Source organism: Nonlabens xylanidelens (assembly GCF_002934445.1).
GTDB classification, from domain to species: domain Bacteria; phylum Bacteroidota; class Bacteroidia; order Flavobacteriales; family Flavobacteriaceae; genus Nonlabens; species Nonlabens xylanidelens.
On record NZ_PTJE01000003.1, the window covers coordinates 17,856 to 34,791 of the forward strand.

General features: G+C 33.0%; 18 protein-coding genes. 10 read left to right on the forward strand and 8 right to left on the reverse strand.

The genetic code is table 11. The features are described 5' to 3' along the window. Positions 1-40: 40 nt before the first annotated feature. Both LY01_RS07485 and LY01_RS07490 read right to left on the reverse strand, forming a co-directional pair. Positions 41-1,204: a hypothetical protein gene (locus LY01_RS07485; protein WP_104515224.1), complete on the reverse strand. Its 1,164-nt coding sequence runs from the start codon at positions 1,202-1,204 to the stop codon at positions 41-43. Positions 1,205-1,342: 138 nt separating this feature from the next. Then, positions 1,343-1,708, reverse strand: a complete 366-nt coding sequence (locus LY01_RS07490) for a hypothetical protein (protein ID WP_104515225.1) — start codon at positions 1,706-1,708, stop codon at positions 1,343-1,345. Between the two features lie 216 nt (positions 1,709-1,924). Between LY01_RS07490 and LY01_RS07495 the strand changes: the two genes are divergently transcribed. Next, on the forward strand, positions 1,925-2,755 hold the full coding sequence (locus LY01_RS07495; protein WP_104515226.1) for an endonuclease/exonuclease/phosphatase family protein: 831 nt from the start codon (positions 1,925-1,927) through the stop codon (positions 2,753-2,755). A 129-nt stretch (positions 2,756-2,884) separates the two neighbouring features. Here LY01_RS07495 and LY01_RS07500 read toward each other — a convergent pair whose 3' ends face one another. Next, positions 2,885-3,472, reverse strand: a complete 588-nt coding sequence (locus LY01_RS07500) for a DUF6642 family protein (protein ID WP_104515227.1) — start codon at positions 3,470-3,472, stop codon at positions 2,885-2,887. A gap of 558 nt (positions 3,473-4,030) precedes the next feature. On the opposite strand from LY01_RS07500, the gene LY01_RS07505 reads away from it, so the two are divergent. From LY01_RS07505 to LY01_RS15365, 6 genes are all read left to right on the forward strand, one after another. Next, positions 4,031-4,402 carry a DUF2721 domain-containing protein gene (locus tag LY01_RS07505; RefSeq protein ID WP_104515228.1) on the forward strand — a complete coding sequence of 124 codons (372 nt, stop codon included), beginning with the start codon at positions 4,031-4,033 and terminating at the stop codon, positions 4,400-4,402. Positions 4,403-4,414: 12 nt separating this feature from the next. After that, positions 4,415-6,358: a thiamine pyrophosphate-binding protein gene (locus LY01_RS07510; RefSeq protein ID WP_104515229.1), complete on the forward strand. Its 1,944-nt coding sequence runs from the start codon at positions 4,415-4,417 to the stop codon at positions 6,356-6,358. Positions 6,359-6,477: 119 nt separating this feature from the next. Continuing rightward, complete coding sequence (locus LY01_RS07515) at positions 6,478-7,494, forward strand: S1C family serine protease (RefSeq protein ID WP_104515230.1); 1,017 nt, start codon at positions 6,478-6,480, stop codon at positions 7,492-7,494. Positions 7,495-7,501: 7 nt separating this feature from the next. Then, positions 7,502-8,161: an ion channel gene (locus LY01_RS07520; RefSeq protein ID WP_104515231.1), complete on the forward strand. Its 660-nt coding sequence runs from the start codon at positions 7,502-7,504 to the stop codon at positions 8,159-8,161. Between the two features lie 7 nt (positions 8,162-8,168). Beyond that, positions 8,169-9,416 (forward strand): cation:proton antiporter, encoded by a 1,248-nt coding sequence (locus LY01_RS07525; protein WP_104515232.1) that lies wholly within the window; start codon positions 8,169-8,171, stop codon positions 9,414-9,416. A gap of 32 nt (positions 9,417-9,448) precedes the next feature. Further along, the gene (locus tag LY01_RS15365; RefSeq protein WP_317044692.1) at positions 9,449-9,532 is read left to right on the forward strand and encodes a hypothetical protein; all 84 of its coding nucleotides are present in this window, start codon (positions 9,449-9,451) and stop codon (positions 9,530-9,532) included. Between the two features lie 61 nt (positions 9,533-9,593). Here the strand turns inward: LY01_RS15365 and LY01_RS07530 are convergent, their stop codons facing one another. Continuing rightward, positions 9,594-10,337 (reverse strand): hypothetical protein, encoded by a 744-nt coding sequence (locus LY01_RS07530; RefSeq protein ID WP_104515233.1) that lies wholly within the window; start codon positions 10,335-10,337, stop codon positions 9,594-9,596. A gap of 350 nt (positions 10,338-10,687) precedes the next feature. On the opposite strand from LY01_RS07530, the gene LY01_RS15125 reads away from it, so the two are divergent. Genes LY01_RS15125 through LY01_RS07540 form a run of 3 tightly spaced genes read left to right on the forward strand, consistent with a single transcriptional unit; the run spans position 10,688 to position 13,191 of the window. Then, the gene (locus tag LY01_RS15125) at positions 10,688-10,858 is read left to right on the forward strand and encodes a hypothetical protein (RefSeq protein WP_170034558.1); all 171 of its coding nucleotides are present in this window, start codon (positions 10,688-10,690) and stop codon (positions 10,856-10,858) included. Between the two features lie 35 nt (positions 10,859-10,893). Then, positions 10,894-12,522, forward strand: coding sequence for an ATP-binding protein (locus LY01_RS07535; protein ID WP_104515234.1), 1,629 nt, complete (start codon positions 10,894-10,896; stop codon positions 12,520-12,522). Between the two features lie 3 nt (positions 12,523-12,525). Then, complete coding sequence (locus tag LY01_RS07540) at positions 12,526-13,191, forward strand: response regulator transcription factor (protein ID WP_104515235.1); 666 nt, start codon at positions 12,526-12,528, stop codon at positions 13,189-13,191. A gap of 99 nt (positions 13,192-13,290) precedes the next feature. Here LY01_RS07540 and LY01_RS15130 read toward each other — a convergent pair whose 3' ends face one another. The 4 genes from LY01_RS15130 to LY01_RS07555 all read right to left on the reverse strand — a co-directional run bounded on the left by LY01_RS15130 (position 13,291) and on the right by LY01_RS07555 (position 16,921). Beyond that, positions 13,291-13,461: a hypothetical protein gene (locus LY01_RS15130; RefSeq protein ID WP_170034560.1), complete on the reverse strand. Its 171-nt coding sequence runs from the start codon at positions 13,459-13,461 to the stop codon at positions 13,291-13,293. 445 nt (positions 13,462-13,906) lie between these two features. Next, entirely contained in the window at positions 13,907-14,533 is a 627-nt protein-coding gene (locus LY01_RS07545) for a Pycsar system effector family protein (RefSeq protein WP_104515236.1), read from the reverse strand. Positions 14,534-14,558: 25 nt separating this feature from the next. Beyond that, complete coding sequence (locus LY01_RS07550; RefSeq protein WP_104515237.1) at positions 14,559-15,302, reverse strand: hypothetical protein; 744 nt, start codon at positions 15,300-15,302, stop codon at positions 14,559-14,561. Between the two features lie 11 nt (positions 15,303-15,313). Then, positions 15,314-16,921, reverse strand: coding sequence for a glutamate synthase-related protein (locus tag LY01_RS07555; protein WP_104515238.1), 1,608 nt, complete (start codon positions 16,919-16,921; stop codon positions 15,314-15,316). Positions 16,922-16,936: the final 15 nt, after the last annotated feature.

The window sequence follows — 16,936 nt, forward strand, 5'->3', positions numbered from 1 at the left end:
TAAAACTACTATTCTTTATATAGAAATCTCGCATGATTTCTTATGCAGTTTTCAATTCTTTCAAAGATTTTTTATTGAAAAAGGTTTTGAGGCGTTTCCAAAATGAGGCATTATATGCAGCATCATCACTTTCAGGCTCTATGTACTGAATATTTAATTGTGCCGCAATCTCTGCATAGTGGTTTTTATAACTGCGATTAAGTAACAAATTCACTGACTGGTCTGAGTTAGTAATAGAGGAAAAGAGTATACCTCTTTTTATAAATGCTCCAGTAAGATCTAACTCTACTTTATGTGGGAAAAAGAAATACCTACGTCTAGATATAAATAGACGTTCACCTTCTTTTTCTAGCCGTACGATACGACCAGCTTTCATTTTATTGTACTTGGTTTTATTGTAGACTAAAATAGAAAGCTCTTCACCATTAGTCAAGATCTTTTCTTTATGACGCCACATATTATAAAGAGGATATAATACTAAGTATTTAAATCGTTGTATGGTACGTCGTGCACGTTTATACAATAATAAAGAGATTAAAAATATAATGATGGTAAATACAAAACCAGCCACAGGATAAAAAATGCTAAGTAAAACTAGGCCAAAAGTAAAACCCATTTTTGCAAGGTTAAGAATACTATCTACCAGTGGAAATGGGGATAGAAATACTAATAAATCTATAAAATAACGCACGGTAGAAATAACTATTACGAAGTATGTGGTAATTAAAAGAAGTAAAACCACTTTAAAACTAAGTGATATAAAACCTGCTTGGACCACAGTTTCTTGCATCACTGGATCATGATTTAAAAATGTGGGAAGTACTACAACTATTAAATTGATTAGGACGGAAGCTTTAGTTTCTAAAAAATCTTCGGCATTTGCAACTACACCACTCACCTGATTAGTTTTAAAAATAGTTCCTATAATTGCTGTAAAACTAAAAAGTACACCAAAAAGAATAACAATAAACCAGTTATCATAAAAAGGGTGGTTATGGATGTATTCATTATGAAATCCCATTTTAGAAAGTAATGCCGTACCAAATACAGCGAGATAAGGGTTTACAGCTACTGGACTAACGTTACTTATAATCTCAACAAATTCAATGTTGTGATCTAAGGTTTCTATAGCAACATCTTCTTGTGCGTTAAGCCATAGTGTATTCATTAAAAGTAAAACAAAAAAGGTCAGTTTTGTTTTCATAGATAAGGTACTTTTTAAAATAAAAAAAACCTAAAACACACTTATCCAATGATAAAGGAAAAAGCATGTTTTAGGGGATTGTGAAGATAAGAATTTATAGCACAAATCATTTCCGTATAAATAAAATTCCACTGTGTATTAATCTAAATCTGGCGCGCAAGGCGAGTTATCACCATAGGGTTCTATATATTTCCAGAACGCTTTTCCTGCGCTGTTTAAATAATTTATGGAGTAGTTATATTTTGTATTAGACCCTACTTGATACAAATACTCACTACAGCCATAGGAGTATTTACTTTTAAAGCAAACTACGGCATAATATACCGTGCTGTAATCTATAGTTGCTTCATAAAAAGTAACCTTGGACACGGCAGTACTCAAAGAACTGGTATAGGTAGAACCATAATAATTCTCATCTAGATAATCTATTTGTTCCTGACAAGTTTGAGAAAAAACCATGCTTGTTAAAAACAATAATGTAATGGTGGTCAATAGGGTTTTCATGTGGTTTATTAAAACAGTTTTAAGTTCTATAAAAAACAAACCTAAACCTATCTCTTATCATTCCTTTACGGTATCCCGTAACGTGGAGTTGATTTGTTATAAATATCTTTGTGCGGTTCTTATTTTAGTAGTTTTACTATTTGAGATCGATTTGTTTTTTTTTAATTCCGCTTTCGCGAAAGCGAGATCATCAACCCACTTAACACCTATTTTATAATGAGTTTAAAGCATCTGTTTCTATTACTGTTTTTCTTATTAAGCATGCCTAACTTAGTGAGTGCGCAGGATGAGATCGCTCTAGTTTCATGGAATATTAGAGATTTTGGTAAAACAAAGTCGGCTGAAGAAATAGAACAGATAGGTGCTATTTTAAAGGAATATGATGTGATTGCGCTGCAAGAAGTGGTGTCTGGTTACGGCGGCTCGCAAGCGGTGGCTAGACTGGCAGATTACCTTAATAGGACGGGAAGCAAGTGGGATTATTCTATAAGTAATCCTACTAAAAGTCCTAAGTACAAAACGGAGAAGTATGCCTTTTTATGGAAAACGAGTAAGGTGAAAGTTATAGAAAAGGCAAAACTAATTACTGACCTAGATGAATGTGTTTATAGAGAACCGTATCAAGTAAAATTGGAGTCTAAGAAGGGATCGAAGGGTTCTTTTACTTTGCTTAATTATCACTCTAGAAAACATAGTGAGCAACCTGAAATAGAGGTGAGTTGTATAAACGATTATATGATGAATCATAAGAACGAGAATATAATCCTTGCTGGTGATTTTAATTTAACGATAGATCACAATGTATTTGATAAAATAAAGAACGATTCTTATAAAGCATGTTTAAATGGAAATAGAACGACTTTAAAACGATTGTGTAAAGACGGTAATTATTTGAATCATGCTATAGATAATATTATCTACAACGCTGCAAAAAATGAGTTGATGGATTGCGGTACGATAGACTTTGTCAAAGAGTGTGGTCAACTAGAATCCATGAGAATGCTGTCTGATCATTTACCGGTTTATATGAGGTTTAAAAGCAATTGAATTATCCAAATCGTATACCTATAAAAAACTCATTTCTTATCGGTAAATAGAAACATGATTATTTAAATAACTAATGGTCACTCTATATCGTAAGAATCTCTACAAGAACACAATTGATTACATGATGTATTAATAATACAATCTAAAATCGAGCAATTTACTAAGCTGATGATGTTTATAGAACAGACGTTCTACGACTTGTTTTAAATCGTCGTTTTCATAGAATAGACTGAAGAATACACGGTCGATGGTGAAGGCGCTGGTCATGTGAGGTGAAGGAACTCCATAACCAGAAATGGCGCGAGCACCTGTAACGTCTAGAAAATACTGAGATTCATCTGCAGTGAGATCGAGTACTTTTTTATTTGCTATATGAATCAGCTTTCCTTCCATTTTACCTTCAAAAAGCTCTGCTATTTCTTCTATGCTGTAGTAATAACCGTTTATTAATATATTGTTAGCTTCTCCTGGTAGGACCAGATAAATGATCTCGTAATCTTTAAAATTATGATCTTCATAAAGCAAGTGATTGATACTTTCTTCTAGATCTTCTATGGTATCGCAGGCCTTATAAATACTATTGATATTTTGATTTAACGTCATATCTTCTAGAATGGTAAGTACCTCTGTCGTCTCAGTCAAAGTAGCGTCTGGAACGACCTCTAGACAATAAATGAAATTTTCTATATCGGTTATGGGTACTTCTAATTCATTCATGGTCTGGGATTCTTTTTTTACTATACAGCTTCTTTAAGTCGACTATGCCTTCATAGCCTTGCAAATTATTGCTTTTTATTTTTAGAATACAAAATGATGTGCATGTTCTTCTAGTCACTGTTTCCATTTATCTTTTACTAATTCATAAATATGTATGAAAATTTATCAAAGTAGAAACATCGGTTTTTACCTCACTTTTTTAAATCAATCGTTTCAAAACCGATTTAGTTATCATTTGTTTTAAAACTAAAGAACAATAGTATTAATGTGTCGCATGAAGTAAGTAGTCTCAAATAAAGCTAGACAGATTTAAAAGGTTTTATCTAATATTGAATTGATATACAAAGAAGTATTGCGTCTAAGGGTGATCTTAATGTGATAAATTTTGAGTAAATTTTACCTTTCTTAAAAAGCAACCAACCTCGTTATGATTACTATAAGTTTATACCGAACATACCTATATTCCGTATTTATGGTTATGATAAGACATTTGAATTTTTATTCAAGATCAGGCTCCTATATGCTTAGTTTAAAATATAATTTGAAAAACTTTATATAATGGAGCATTGGTATCTACCCATAACTATCATACCAGGAATAGGTCTTTTGATTCTATCGACATCTAATTTAATGGTCGCGCTTAGTGATGAGTTGGACAAATTAATAACTAATTGTAAGGACGATAATTTAATAAGTCGCAAACTGAAACAGTTAAAATTATTGAATAGAGCTATGATTTACTTTTATATAGCGGTTTTCTTATTACTCATTTCTGGAGTGATTGCTGGTATAAATCAAAGCTATAAAATAGCAACCTATTTAGGAGTTTGTGCGATTGCAGTAGCAACGTTTGGGCTTGTATCATTGATTATATATTCAACTAGATCTGTGAATATTCATCAAAATCAATTTAAAAATAGATCTAATTAAATCAACTTAATTATGGATAATAAAAAGTGGTATAAAGTTTTAGATAATAGAAATACGTTGCCCGAAGGACGTGTACAAACCGTAACTGCTGGTCATCAAGGTATTTGTTTAACACATTATGACGGCAAATTTTCAGCACTAGATAACGCCTGTCCACATCAAGGCGGTCCTCTAGGAGAAGGTTCTATAGAAAACGGTATGCTGCGATGTCCGTGGCACGGTTGGGATTTTGACCCTTGCAATGGTCAGTCGCCAGGTGGTCATGATGATAGTATTATCACTTTTGAAGTAAAAGAAGAAGGCGACGCCATTTATGTTGCCATACCAGAAGAGGAGTCTCACAAAGACACGATATCTGACGTCATGATAGAAACCATGGTAAACTGGGGCATAGACACCGTTTTTGGAATGGTAGGACATAGTAATCTTGCCGTGGCAGATGCTATGCGCCGACAAGAAGAGAAAGGAAAACTACAATTTTTTGGGATAAGACATGAAGGCGCCGCAGCGTTTGCAGCATCTGGTTATGCAAAATTAACTGGAAAACCTGCTGCATGTTTTGGGATAGCTGGTCCTGGCGCTACAAACATGTTTACAGGAATGTGGGATGCCAAAGTAGATCGAGCACCTATGCTAGCCCTTTCTGGACAAGTAAATACACAAGTAGTAGGAACAGGAGCTTTTCAAGAAGTGGATCTCGTTAAGGCTTTTGACAGCGTTACACAATTTAATCATGCGGTTCATTTAAACTCTAATCATAGTGAGTTAATGTCTCAAGCTGTAAAAACTGCGTTGATCAAAAGAGATGTGGTACACATAACTTTTCCTGATGAAGTAGCCTTTACTGAAAAGCCAGAACATGCCGTAGCGCAAACACCAGAAAATAGAATTACCCCTTTTAATATATCGCCTCCCAAGGAAATGGTAGAAAAGGCGGTTAACTTACTTAAGAAAGCAAAAAGACCTGTAATTATAGTAGGCCATGGAGCACGTTTTGAGATGGATGCTATTACCGCTTTCGCGAAAGCGTTAAACTGTCCAGTCATAACCACATTTAAAGCAAAAGGATTGATAGCAGACAGTCATCCATTAGGTTGTGGTGTGCTAGGAAGAAGCGGTACTCCTATCGCATCTTGGTTTATGAATGAATGTGATCTTATGCTCGTGTTAGGTGCATCGTTCTCTAACCATACTGGAATAACACCTAAGAAACCTATTATTCAGGTAGATTACGATCCTATGGCATTGAGTAAACACCATAAAGTAGATGTGGCATTATGGGGAGAGATTTCTGAAACGCTTCATATTATTACTACTCAAACTAAAGATAAAACCGCTGCCATAGATCAGACCGAAGAAATTAAAGAACGATGGAAACTGTGGAGAGAGGAAAAAGAAAGTCGTTTAAAGGACTGTGGTAATGGATTGAGCTCTATTTCTGTATTTAACGCAATGAATAAAGTTACTCCAGATAACGCTGTTATAGCGGTAGATGTAGGGAACAACACCTACTCTTTTGGAAGGTATTTTGAACCGACAAATCAAGCCGTATTAATGTCTGGATATTTAGGCTCTATAGGATTTGCTTTACCAGCAGCTATGGGAGCATGGGCTGCCCAAGGTGATAAAAGACCTATATGGTCTGTGTCTGGTGATGCTGGTCTAGGACAGTACCTAGCCGAAATAAATACACTAGTCAAGTACAATATGAATATTAAACACGTCGTGCTTAATAATTCTGAACTAGGAAAAATATCTAAAGAACAACGTGCTGCCGAGGTAGATGTATGGCAAACATCGCTCTCTAACCCAAGCTTTGCAAAATATGCAGAGAATTGCGGTGCTCTAGGAATACGTGTAGAAAAGTTAGAAGATCTAATTCCTGCAATGGAAAAACTACGTGATCATGATGGTCCTGCACTACTAGAAATTATTACAGATGTAAATTTGATTTAAATCTTTGATAAAATGGCAACTACGAGAGTTATTGCCATTTTTAAATAAATTTTAAAAATTACGACAGCATCTAAAGTTTTAAAAGTTGCTACGTTAATTAAAGAAAGAATAAAATAATTATGATTAAGAAGATGAAATTGAGTTTCGGCTTTATATTATTACTATGTTTTAGTACCGCTCTAAATGCACAAGATTTATCAAGCCTTTTTGGGCAACTAGATGAATCTGTAGTAACTATAGAGGTTGTTGAATATAAGGTACAAAATCAGCAAGTAACTAGTTCAGGTGGTTTAGGATCTGGTGTTATTATAAGTAAGGAAGGTTTAATTCTTACGGCTGCACACGTGGTGGAGTCTGCAAACGAGATCTCTGTTAAACTTCAAAATGGAATAGCCTTCTCGGCAGATGTGATATCCAGCTCTAAAGCCGCAGATGTAGCTTTACTTAAACTAAGAACGATTCCTACTGGTTTACAACCTGCTGTAATAGGAGATTCTAATAAATCAAAGGTAGGAGAACAAATACTTGTTATAGGTGCACCTCGTGGACTTGAGCATTCTTTATCTGTAGGTCACATAAGTAGAAAAGTCGATAAAAACATGATAGCAAATGGAGAAATGGCTGGATTTATACAGACAGATGCTTCTATAAATCAAGGTAACTCTGGCGGGCCTATGTTTAATGTAAAAGGCGAAGTTATAGGTATTGTAAGTTTTATTCTAACTAACAGTGGTGGTTTTGAAGGTTTAGGATTTGCCGTAGACACTAATACTATAAAAAAAGTACTGTTTGATGTAAATAGTTTTTGGACTGGTTTTGATGGATTATTTTTAAACGAAGGACTAGCAGGCATATTTAATACTCCACAGAAATCTGGTGTATTGATACAACGTGTTCTTCCTAATTCATTTGCTGACAAAATAGGATTGAAACCAGGTGTTATACAAGCTGAAATTTTAGGGCAAAAACTATGGTTAGGTGGTGATATAATTTTGAGTATTCAAGGTTTAAGTTGCAACAGTCCTCATGATCTAGGTTCTATTAAAAAACAAATAGAAAGTCTCAATGAAGGTGATAAAGTACTTATTAAAGTTTTGAGAAAAGGAAAAGTACTGACTCTAGAGGCTAATTTTTAGTAGTCTTATGAAATTACTATCTATAATTAACTGGAACACGATAACGAGCAACAAGTATTTGATTGCTCTAATTGCTGCATTCAACTTTTTATTGACTCCTATTCATGTAGCAATAAGTAGCCTTACACCTGGTTATGTTATAGTAATTAATTATACATTAGTCATATTGAGCAGTTCATTACTGGCCTCTAAAAAAAGTGCTAAATTAGTTACCTATGTGATAGGTATATTAACTTTACTAGCTATATGGTTAGAACTATCTAACCAGAATTCTGATCCTATATTAATATATAGATTAACGACTTCACTCCTACTTTTTTCTTGTTTTGGTGTTATATTAATCAGACAGCTATTAAAAATAAAGAAGGTAAACCTACAGTTTATCTTAGGGCCATTATTGGGGTTTCTTTATCTGGGAATAATAGGAGGTATTTTTTTTGAATCCATACATTTAATAGATCCTAATTCATTTGAATTAATAAAGGGGTACTCTGGTTTTAGTTTTTACTATTTTAGTTTCATCAGTATAACAACAGTAGGTTATGGTGATATTACTCCAATTAGTGCACCTGCACAATCACTTACTCTAGTGATGAATATAATAGGTCAGTTTTATCTCGCTATAGTGATAGCCGTATTTGTAGGGAAATATATTAATACTAAATAAAAATAAAATGTTCGAGTCATTCAGTATCGTATTTACTATTGCAGCATTTTTTAGCTACATTAATTATAAGTGGTTAAAATTACCTACTACCATAGGTTTAATGATTTTAAGCTTGCTACTCATTATACCTATCACTTTAAGTAAGTCTATCTTTCCTGAGTTTTATAAATTCTTTTGTGACATCATTGTTAATGCAGATTTTAAAACACTTTTATTAGATGGTATATTGAGTTTCTTATTATTTGCAGGAGCGCTGCATGTTAACCTTGCCGCACTAGCCAAAGAAAAGAAATCAATCATCTTATTTGCAACTTTAGGAGTTCTTATATCTACCGTAATCGTAGGTACTTTAACTTATTTTGCAGCACAACTATTTGATTTAGATTTACTTTTTATACATGCACTTCTTTTTGGAGCTTTAATATCACCTACTGATCCTATCGCTGTTATGGCTATTTTAAAGAAAGCTAATATTGCCGAAAGTCTAGGAATTAAAATAGAAGGAGAATCGCTTTTTAATGATGGTATAGGCGTGGTTGTTTTCTCAGGAATACTCATAATAGCATCTGTTACTGGAGAATTTAATAGTACCGAAATAGGAACTGAAATAGGCATTCTATTTTTAGAAGAAGCTGTAGGCGGCATACTTTATGGATTATTGATAGGTTTTATAGGCTTAAAATGTATGCAGTCCTTAAATGATAACCCACAACTTGCAGTAATGATGAGTCTTGCTGTAGTAATGGGTGGAACAGCAGGAGCCTTTTTAATGCATACCTCTGCTCCACTAGCTATGGTAGTCGCAGGATTATTAATCGGTAACAAAATCCATGTTAGTGAAAATAAAAGTGAAGTACAAATAGCTATCAATTCATTTTGGGCCATCCTAGACGACGTTTTTAACGGTATTCTATTTGTACTAATAGGTCTTGCCATTCACTTATTAGATTTTACTAGCAGTTATGTCTACCTAGGTGTAATAACAATTATCATTGTGTTGTTAGCAAGATTTATTTCTGTGTTCTTACCTTATTCTTTACTTAAACATGAAGAAGATAAACCTATTAAAACCATTGCTATATTGACTTGGGGTGGTTTACGCGGTGGTATTTCTATAGCACTAGCATTAAGTTTAAGTGATCAGTATTCTGGGAATCTTATTTTGCATATTACCTATATTATCGTCATTTTTTCAATTATAATACAAGGATTAAGTATAGGTACCGTTGCTCAAAAATTATATAAGAAGGGATAGAAGGAAATTCACGTACTATAATTAACGAGGTTGTGGAGGTAAAAACATCTGGAATTTTCCTATTTACTAAATACAAGGTTATAGTTTCTGGTCAAGTAATTGAATTTACTGAATAATACAGACTACCCAATTCATTTATAAAAGCACCCAATCAATGGGTGCTTTTTTATTTCCTTTTTATTCTACACAAATATGTGTATCAATCATGTAGCCTGAAATAGGTTTAAGGGTTTTACCTGTCTCTGGATGCAGCCCTAAATCTGTAAAGTACTCTAACTGTTTATCACCATTCTTTCCATACCAGACTAGAACGCTACCATCTGGATGAAAGAAATCAGTGAGGCAGGTTACTTTTATTTTCCTGAATGATAAAATGCGATCTTCTTTATATAATTTTAATTGTTTTATGTCGTATTTCTTGGCGTCAAAATCCACTTCAGTATAGCGGTCTTCTTTCCAGACCATCCATCGCTGTCTGGTCGTATAATTATATAGCCAGAATAAAAGAATACACATTACACCTATCAAAATGTAAAATCTATAGTTTCTTAAAATAGACTTTTTAGGCAATTTCTCTACAGCCGATTTTACTACAGTAGATTCTATTATAATAGGTCCATCCACTTCTAGTGTATCATTTCTATTTACAAAATCCTGATAATTTTCATATCCTAAATAATGACATAAACCTGTAATAACATCCACTTGTTTGATTCTTATATCTCCTGCGTCGTGCTCTAGTTTTTGTGCTGCACTTCTATAATCTCTCAGGCTACGTTCACCTAAATTAAAGTCCATCTTTTCGTCTAAATAGCTAGATATTTCTGTCGCTTTTTCAGTAAGAGAAGGCTTAATTATGCCTTTATTTTTGATTTCTTGTTCCGCTTTCGCGAAAGCGTGCATTATTAAAATTTTATTCATACTACTGATTAACAGATTATTAAATCAAGGAAAGTTATTGGAAAAAGATTTCCTGAATATTTCCAAACAGTTTCCCACGCTCTTCCTATGGGACAGAAACAATAGACTTTTATTTGTCCCAGAATTAATGACCGCCTTACTCGCAATAGGGCTTGCGATAATCAATTCTATCATGGAGTTGCCAGGTAATTGAGATGACCATTTGGGAAGTAATTATCTCTTTTACTCGTGCCAGTTCCTACTTCCCTAAGAAGAACAAACTCTTCTAAATAAAGCAAGTGTTGCTATAAAAAATATTCTGAGAAAATCTCGGACAGCCACACCTATGCCCAATTTTAAACACTCCAAATATGAAAAAATTATTATTAATAGTCCTTACGGTATCCCTCAATCTGGCATTATTTTCTTGTACTCCAGATAAAATTATAGAAGAAACTACAGAGGTACAAGCCTGTTGTGATGACGAAGGAACTATAGAGTTACCACCGCCACCACCACCAGCAGATGAGTCTGAAGATTAATCGCTAGTTGTAAAATTTGTTATTACATTAGAGGAATGAAACTAACCTTTACTTCATTCCTCTTTTTATTTTTCACCTATCTCATAACAAACTCGTTACATGCACAGAGTACAGATTCTACACAATACTATGTGAGACTAATTAAGAATCCTAAACAGAGTAACGATCTTGCTAGGGCTTATAAATATTTTTCTAAACAAAAAATTAAACATTATAAGGCTGGATTATTTCTAAAAGAAATATACGACAATCAAAATCTTGCTGAAATTCAAAAAGAACTAGGTTTAATCTATGAGAGTGAACGGTTAAATGTAGAAACCTTAAGATTGATAGATCGATTAGAAAAAAAGACGCCCTGGACGGACCATTGTTATTTAAAAACTATTAATGAGTTAGGAATACTCTATAGAGAAAAGAAGGATTATACAGAGGCTTTATCTTTTTATGACGAGGCATTAAATAAGGTTAAACTACCTAAAAATATTTCTACTCTTTTAAATAATAAAGGACGCACTTATGAATCTCTAGAACAACTGGAAAAGGCAAAAGGTTTTTATGAAAAGGCTTATGATATAGCCATAGAGGTTAATGATTCTAGCAAAATAGCAAGATCACTAAGTAATCTAAGTTATGTAAAATCAAAATTAAATATTCCCGGTGCCGAAGAGGGATTACTAGAGGCACTTAATATAAGGCGTAAAGGGAAAAACAGTAACGCATTAGGTTCTAGTTATACGCATTTAACTAAATATTATTTGAGTAAAAAAGATACCTTGAATATGTCCAAATATTCAGATCTTTTTTTAAACATGGCTTATAAAAATGGAGCTATACGACAGTTAGAAAGTGCTTTACGTTTAAAAATACAAATAGGAGACTCTAATAATGCAAAAGAATATTTGCGTTTAAGCGATAGCCTAATTACCATAAACAAGACAAAACTCAACAATTTTAATCACTACGTTTATCAATACAATAAGAAAGAGAAAGATCTACAAGACAGTAAATTAAAAAATGAGAGATTGATCTATCTCTTGTTATTTATAGCATTAGGAGCTGTTTCTATCTATTTTATCTTAAAGTATAAACACAGGAAGGAAAAATTCCAAGAAATATATAATACAGAAACACGCATCTCGAGAAAAATCCATGATGAAGTTGCAAATGATGTTTACCATGTAATGACCCAATTACAAGATTCTCCAGAAACTAACAAAACTTTACTAGACCATTTAGAAGATATTTATAAGCGTACTAGAGATATTTCTAGAGAGAATAGCTCTATAGATCTTAATATTAACTTTAAAGATTTAATAAGCGATCTTTTATTAAGTTATAAAACTGAGAGGATTAATGTCCTATCCATGGGAATACAACAAATTAACTGGCAACACTTAAATAATTTACAAAAGTCTACTATTTATAGGGTATTACAAGAATTACTGACCAATACAAACAAACATAGTCAGGCCTCTATTATTGTGATAAACTTCAGCTATACTGGTAAATCTATTGTCATTAATTATAAGGATAATGGTATAGGAACAGAATTAATTAAAGGAAATGGATTGCAGAATACGGAAAACCGTATTCATTCCATAAATGGATCTATTACTTTTGAATCTGAAACAGAAAAAGGGTTCAAAGCAATAATAACTATTTAGAATATGTTTAAGAAAGTATTAATTTCAGATGACTTTGGTAGTATCAATAAAGGTGTCCTGACAGTTTTAAATCAGGCAGGTATTAACAATGTAAAACAAGTGCAATACTGTGACGATGCTTATCTAGAAATAAAAAGTGCTATCAAGAATAATGTTCCTTATGATCTATTTATAACAGATCTTAATTTTAAAACAGACCATCGTGCTCAAAAATACGGCTCTGGAGAGGCTATTACAGAGCAATTAAGAAAAGAATACCCTACTCTGAAGATGATTACTTACTCTGTTGAAGACCGATTACAAAAGGTACGTCACCTTATCAATAATATAGAAGTTAATGCATTTGTATGTAAGGGTAGAAATGGATTGCTAGATTTATCAAAAGCTATCGATAGTGTTTATAAAAATGAGCTTTTCTTATCTGATCAGGTTAAGCAAGCATTACATTCTAGAAACGAACTAGAAATAGTGGACTATGATATTCACCTGCTTACACAACTATCTCTAGGACATTCTAAAGACGCTATAAGTAATTATTTTAAGGAGAATGGCATAGCTCCTAATAGTCTTAGCTCAATAGAAAAAAGACAAGGTAAATTACTTATTCAATTTAGAGCTAGCAATGCTATACACTTGATAAGTATTGTTAAAGATCTAGGTTTGATATAATATCACACTTAGTGTCTTTCTTAAATAAATTAGAAATGATTAAAACGAAATCAATTCAATGAAGTCGTACTAAGTATTTAAATAAAAGATAATTTATTTTTAATCAGGAATATTACTTACAAAGTGTTTAAAATAAACTTGATAGTAGAGTTTTTTCTGATAGGACTTACTACCAGAAGATCGTTTTTTCTTAATTTTTTCTACACCTATGTAAGTTGCTATGGCAATAGCAAATAGTATAGCAATAATTAAAATTAAATACGTATCCATATAAAAGTAAACTGGCAGATCTAAAAAACTCTAAAGTTGTAGATCTTTATAGTTTGCAAATTAAAACCCTAGTCTTTAAAACATTAATCCTGTAGGTATAAGTTTACCGTTATTCGTTAAGTCGCCAGGAATATAGGATTATAAACAGAAGAACGAGATTTTTTTTGAAAAGATTCTCTTCAAGCCTGCACAGATATCAAAACCCTATATAATCTAAAATACTGTTTGGACGTTATTATTTAGCTCTTATTTAATGAGGCCTCTTAATGTAGTTTAAAGAAAAATAAGAATTTAAATGACTAAATGAGGGATACCGTAAAAATATATCAAATCGTACCTTTATGTTTGTACCGTTAGATTAATCAGAAGATTAATTTATATTAAGGGGAAGTTAAAGCACATACTTTTAAAGTATGTGCTTTTTTATTTTGAGAAAGATTGTTTCTTATAATAAACCACCAAATAAAACATGACATGCTACAAAAGCAATAACAGATAGGATAATACCTACTAAGAAAACATGAAAAGAATGTCTTAATAATTTGAATTTATGATTCATGGTTTTACCTAAATGAAAAGTATCTTTTGCAATGGTTTTATATAACTCATCACCTTCATTCATCAACGAGGTGATTTCATTTACATAATCTTCTTCTTCCATATTCTGAAAATTACCATAGAACATCAAATTTCTAGATTTTTCATTTCCATGAACTAATTCTGGACGCGTTGCAAAAATTGCAAAGGTTATGGAAGCAAGATTAGTAAGTAACATCATAATCACAGGATAAATAAGGTGAGGATCATTTTTAAGCTGTCCCATTACCGTACCTAGAATTAATGATAAAATCAAAGCATTAATAGAAATCAAGATGTTAGATTTTTTATCTATCATCGAGTTTAACGTGTATTGATTTTTAGAAAGTAGTCTAAATAAAGTCTCTACACCACGCTCAGATCTAGGTTCTAATTTTGCTAGTTTTTTCTTGAGTGCTTTTAACTTCTCCTTATCCACATTTAATTCGGTCATTAAATATTTCTCTTCTTCTTTTCTTATCTGTTTATCACTCATGAGATGTTGTTATCTATCTTATGTATTAAGATGCTAAAAATACCTGAATAGCTTCTTTGAAAAATGTAGTCGCCTGACTAGCAGTCTCACCTGCAGCAGGTAAAATAGCACCTTTAAATCCTTCTTTACTCCATTTTCCTCTAGATAAATCAGTATAACTTGCTGTTTCCATCTGTCCGTCATTATTATAACCACTAATATAGAAATAATGAACTGGGCTTACCGTATCAGGTATAGCTAGACCAAAACCTATGGATATATCACTATCTGGAAACTTAGTATAAATACCAGAATCAAAATGATGTGGCCACACTCTTATACTCGTATTCAGATTAAAGTCTGCGTTTATTTGCTCTAGGCTTAATTGAATTTGTGTTCTTAAGTTTTTTAAATCTACTAATTCTTTAGGATCTTCTAACTTAAACGTGAATGAGCTATCTATTTTATAAGGTAAATCATAATGTAGGTTATAAGAATACGTTTTATTTAATGCCTTTTGAGCCGTCTCTGTAATCCATTTTAAAACATCTTCATGTGTAGACCCATCGAGATTATAAACGATAGAGCTCGATTTTGATTTCCATTCTAGTGAGAAATCTACGTAATTTAAAAACAATTGGTCTCCATGGTCTGATAAAAGATGTGTTTCTAAACTACCTCTTTCTATATCAAAACCTAGATTAGTATGACTATCATCTGCTTTTTTTTCTAAGAAACTTATTCCTGCAGCTGCTAGATATTGAGCAGCTAGATGCATTTGCTTTTTCATTATTTTATTTTTTAAATTCCAGCGTAATTAATACCTGTTAATAAGTGCATATCTCTATCAAATGTAGATAGGTCTTCTTGATTAAACTTTGTTATATCATCATATCCACACGCTCTCGCTACTACTTTAATAAGGTTATTTGTTGCGTCAAAGTAGTTGTGCAATTGCTTTGCAGAACTGTCTATAATTAAACGACTACGCAAAGATTCTTTTTGAGTTGCAATACCTACTGGACAGTTATTACTACCACAAGCACGCATTCCTAAACAACCTATAGCTTGTAATGCCGAGTTAGATACCGCAATAGCATCTGCTCCTAACATTAGTGCTTTAGAAAAGTCTTCGGCAACCCTTAATCCACCAGTAATAACTAAGGTTACATCTGTAGCGCCTACTTTATCTAAATATTTACGCGCTCTAGCAAGTGCTGGAATAGTAGGTACATTGATATGATCTCTTAAAATAGTAGGAGCAGATCCTGTTCCACCACCACGACCATCGAGTATAATGTAATCTACACCTACATCTAGAGCAAACTGAATGTCCTTCTCAATATGGCTGGCTGCGATCTTAAATCCTATTGGGATTCCACCTGTGCGTTCTCTTACCGCTTTCGCGAAAGCTTTAAAATCATCTACCCCATGGAAAGTAGGAAAAGTTGCAGGAGATATAGCCGTCTCTCCTTCTTTAAGTCCTCTTACTTCAGCTATTTCTTTACTTACTTTACTACCAGGTAAATGTCCACCTGTTCCTGTTTTTGCACCTTGACCTCCTTTAAAATGGAACGCCTGTACATTATCTAATTTATCCCAAGAGAATCCAAATTGAGCTGAAGCTAGTTCATAAAAGTATTTTGAATTGCTAGCTTGTTCTTCTGGTAACATACCTCCTTCTCCAGAGCATATTCCTGTACCAGCGAGTTGGGCTCCCTTAGACAAAGCAATTTTTGCCTCACGAGATAAGGCTCCAAAACTCATATCACTTACAAATAGAGGAATGTCAAGAACTAGAGGCTTTTTTGCATTAGGGCCTATTACTACTTCAGTTGCTACAGCATCTTCATCTAATAAAGGTCTGGTAGCTAGTTGTGCCGGTAAAAATTGGATATCATTCCATTTAGGCAGTGTGTTTCTATCCACACCCATGGAGGCAGAAAAACCATGATGCCCTATATTCTTTAATCCATTTTGAGCCAATTCTTTTATATAACCTGTATAAGGTTCTGTTTCTTCTGGGTGCGTGTCTGCATAAGCACCTAGATAATTATCTCTATTAAAAGGTTGTGGATTATTAACTAGATAAGCGTCTATTTCAAACTCATCTACCATTAAATCATCACCTTCTATCTTAGTAGAAAATTTATGTAAAACTTCTTTGTTATTATACTCTGACACACCAGAATCCACTCTATAATCCCAACCGTGTACACCACAAATAAGATTATGACCGTCTACATGACCGTCTGACATTAATGCACCTCTATGTAAACATCTACCGTATAAAACAGATATATCATCATCAAACATGACTATTACTAGATCCAATCCATTAACTAATGCATGAACAGGTTGTTTATTTATTAATTGACTTATTTGCGCTATAACTTTTGCTTTTTTCATAAGTATCTATTGTAT

Bases quoted from the DNA above. Each gene is read 5' to 3' on its own strand.
- LY01_RS07555 (WP_104515238.1), bottom strand. From the start codon at position 16,921: ATGAAAAAAGCAAAAGTTATAGCGCAAATAAGTCAATTAATAAATAAA.
- LY01_RS07515 (WP_104515230.1), top strand. From the start codon at position 6,478: ATGATTAAGAAGATGAAATTGAGTTTCGGCTTTATATTATTACTATGT.
- LY01_RS07510 (WP_104515229.1), top strand. From the start codon at position 4,415: ATGGATAATAAAAAGTGGTATAAAGTTTTAGATAATAGAAATACGTTG.
- LY01_RS15125 (WP_170034558.1), top strand. From the start codon at position 10,688: ATGAAAAAATTATTATTAATAGTCCTTACGGTATCCCTCAATCTGGCA.
- LY01_RS07545 (WP_104515236.1), bottom strand. From the start codon at position 14,533: ATGAGTGATAAACAGATAAGAAAAGAAGAAGAGAAATATTTAATGACC.
- LY01_RS07500 (WP_104515227.1), bottom strand. From the start codon at position 3,472: ATGAATGAATTAGAAGTACCCATAACCGATATAGAAAATTTCATTTAT.
- LY01_RS07530 (WP_104515233.1), bottom strand. From the start codon at position 10,337: ATGAATAAAATTTTAATAATGCACGCTTTCGCGAAAGCGGAACAAGAA.
- LY01_RS07495 (WP_104515226.1), top strand. From the start codon at position 1,925: ATGAGTTTAAAGCATCTGTTTCTATTACTGTTTTTCTTATTAAGCATG.
- LY01_RS07520 (WP_104515231.1), top strand. From the start codon at position 7,502: ATGAAATTACTATCTATAATTAACTGGAACACGATAACGAGCAACAAG.
- LY01_RS15130 (WP_170034560.1), bottom strand. From the start codon at position 13,461: ATGGATACGTATTTAATTTTAATTATTGCTATACTATTTGCTATTGCC.
- LY01_RS07525 (WP_104515232.1), top strand. From the start codon at position 8,169: ATGTTCGAGTCATTCAGTATCGTATTTACTATTGCAGCATTTTTTAGC.
- LY01_RS07505 (WP_104515228.1), top strand. From the start codon at position 4,031: ATGGAGCATTGGTATCTACCCATAACTATCATACCAGGAATAGGTCTT.
- LY01_RS07535 (WP_104515234.1), top strand. From the start codon at position 10,894: ATGAAACTAACCTTTACTTCATTCCTCTTTTTATTTTTCACCTATCTC.
- LY01_RS07490 (WP_104515225.1), bottom strand. From the start codon at position 1,708: ATGAAAACCCTATTGACCACCATTACATTATTGTTTTTAACAAGCATG.
- LY01_RS07540 (WP_104515235.1), top strand. From the start codon at position 12,526: ATGTTTAAGAAAGTATTAATTTCAGATGACTTTGGTAGTATCAATAAA.
- LY01_RS07485 (WP_104515224.1), bottom strand. From the start codon at position 1,204: ATGAAAACAAAACTGACCTTTTTTGTTTTACTTTTAATGAATACACTA.
- LY01_RS07550 (WP_104515237.1), bottom strand. From the start codon at position 15,302: ATGAAAAAGCAAATGCATCTAGCTGCTCAATATCTAGCAGCTGCAGGA.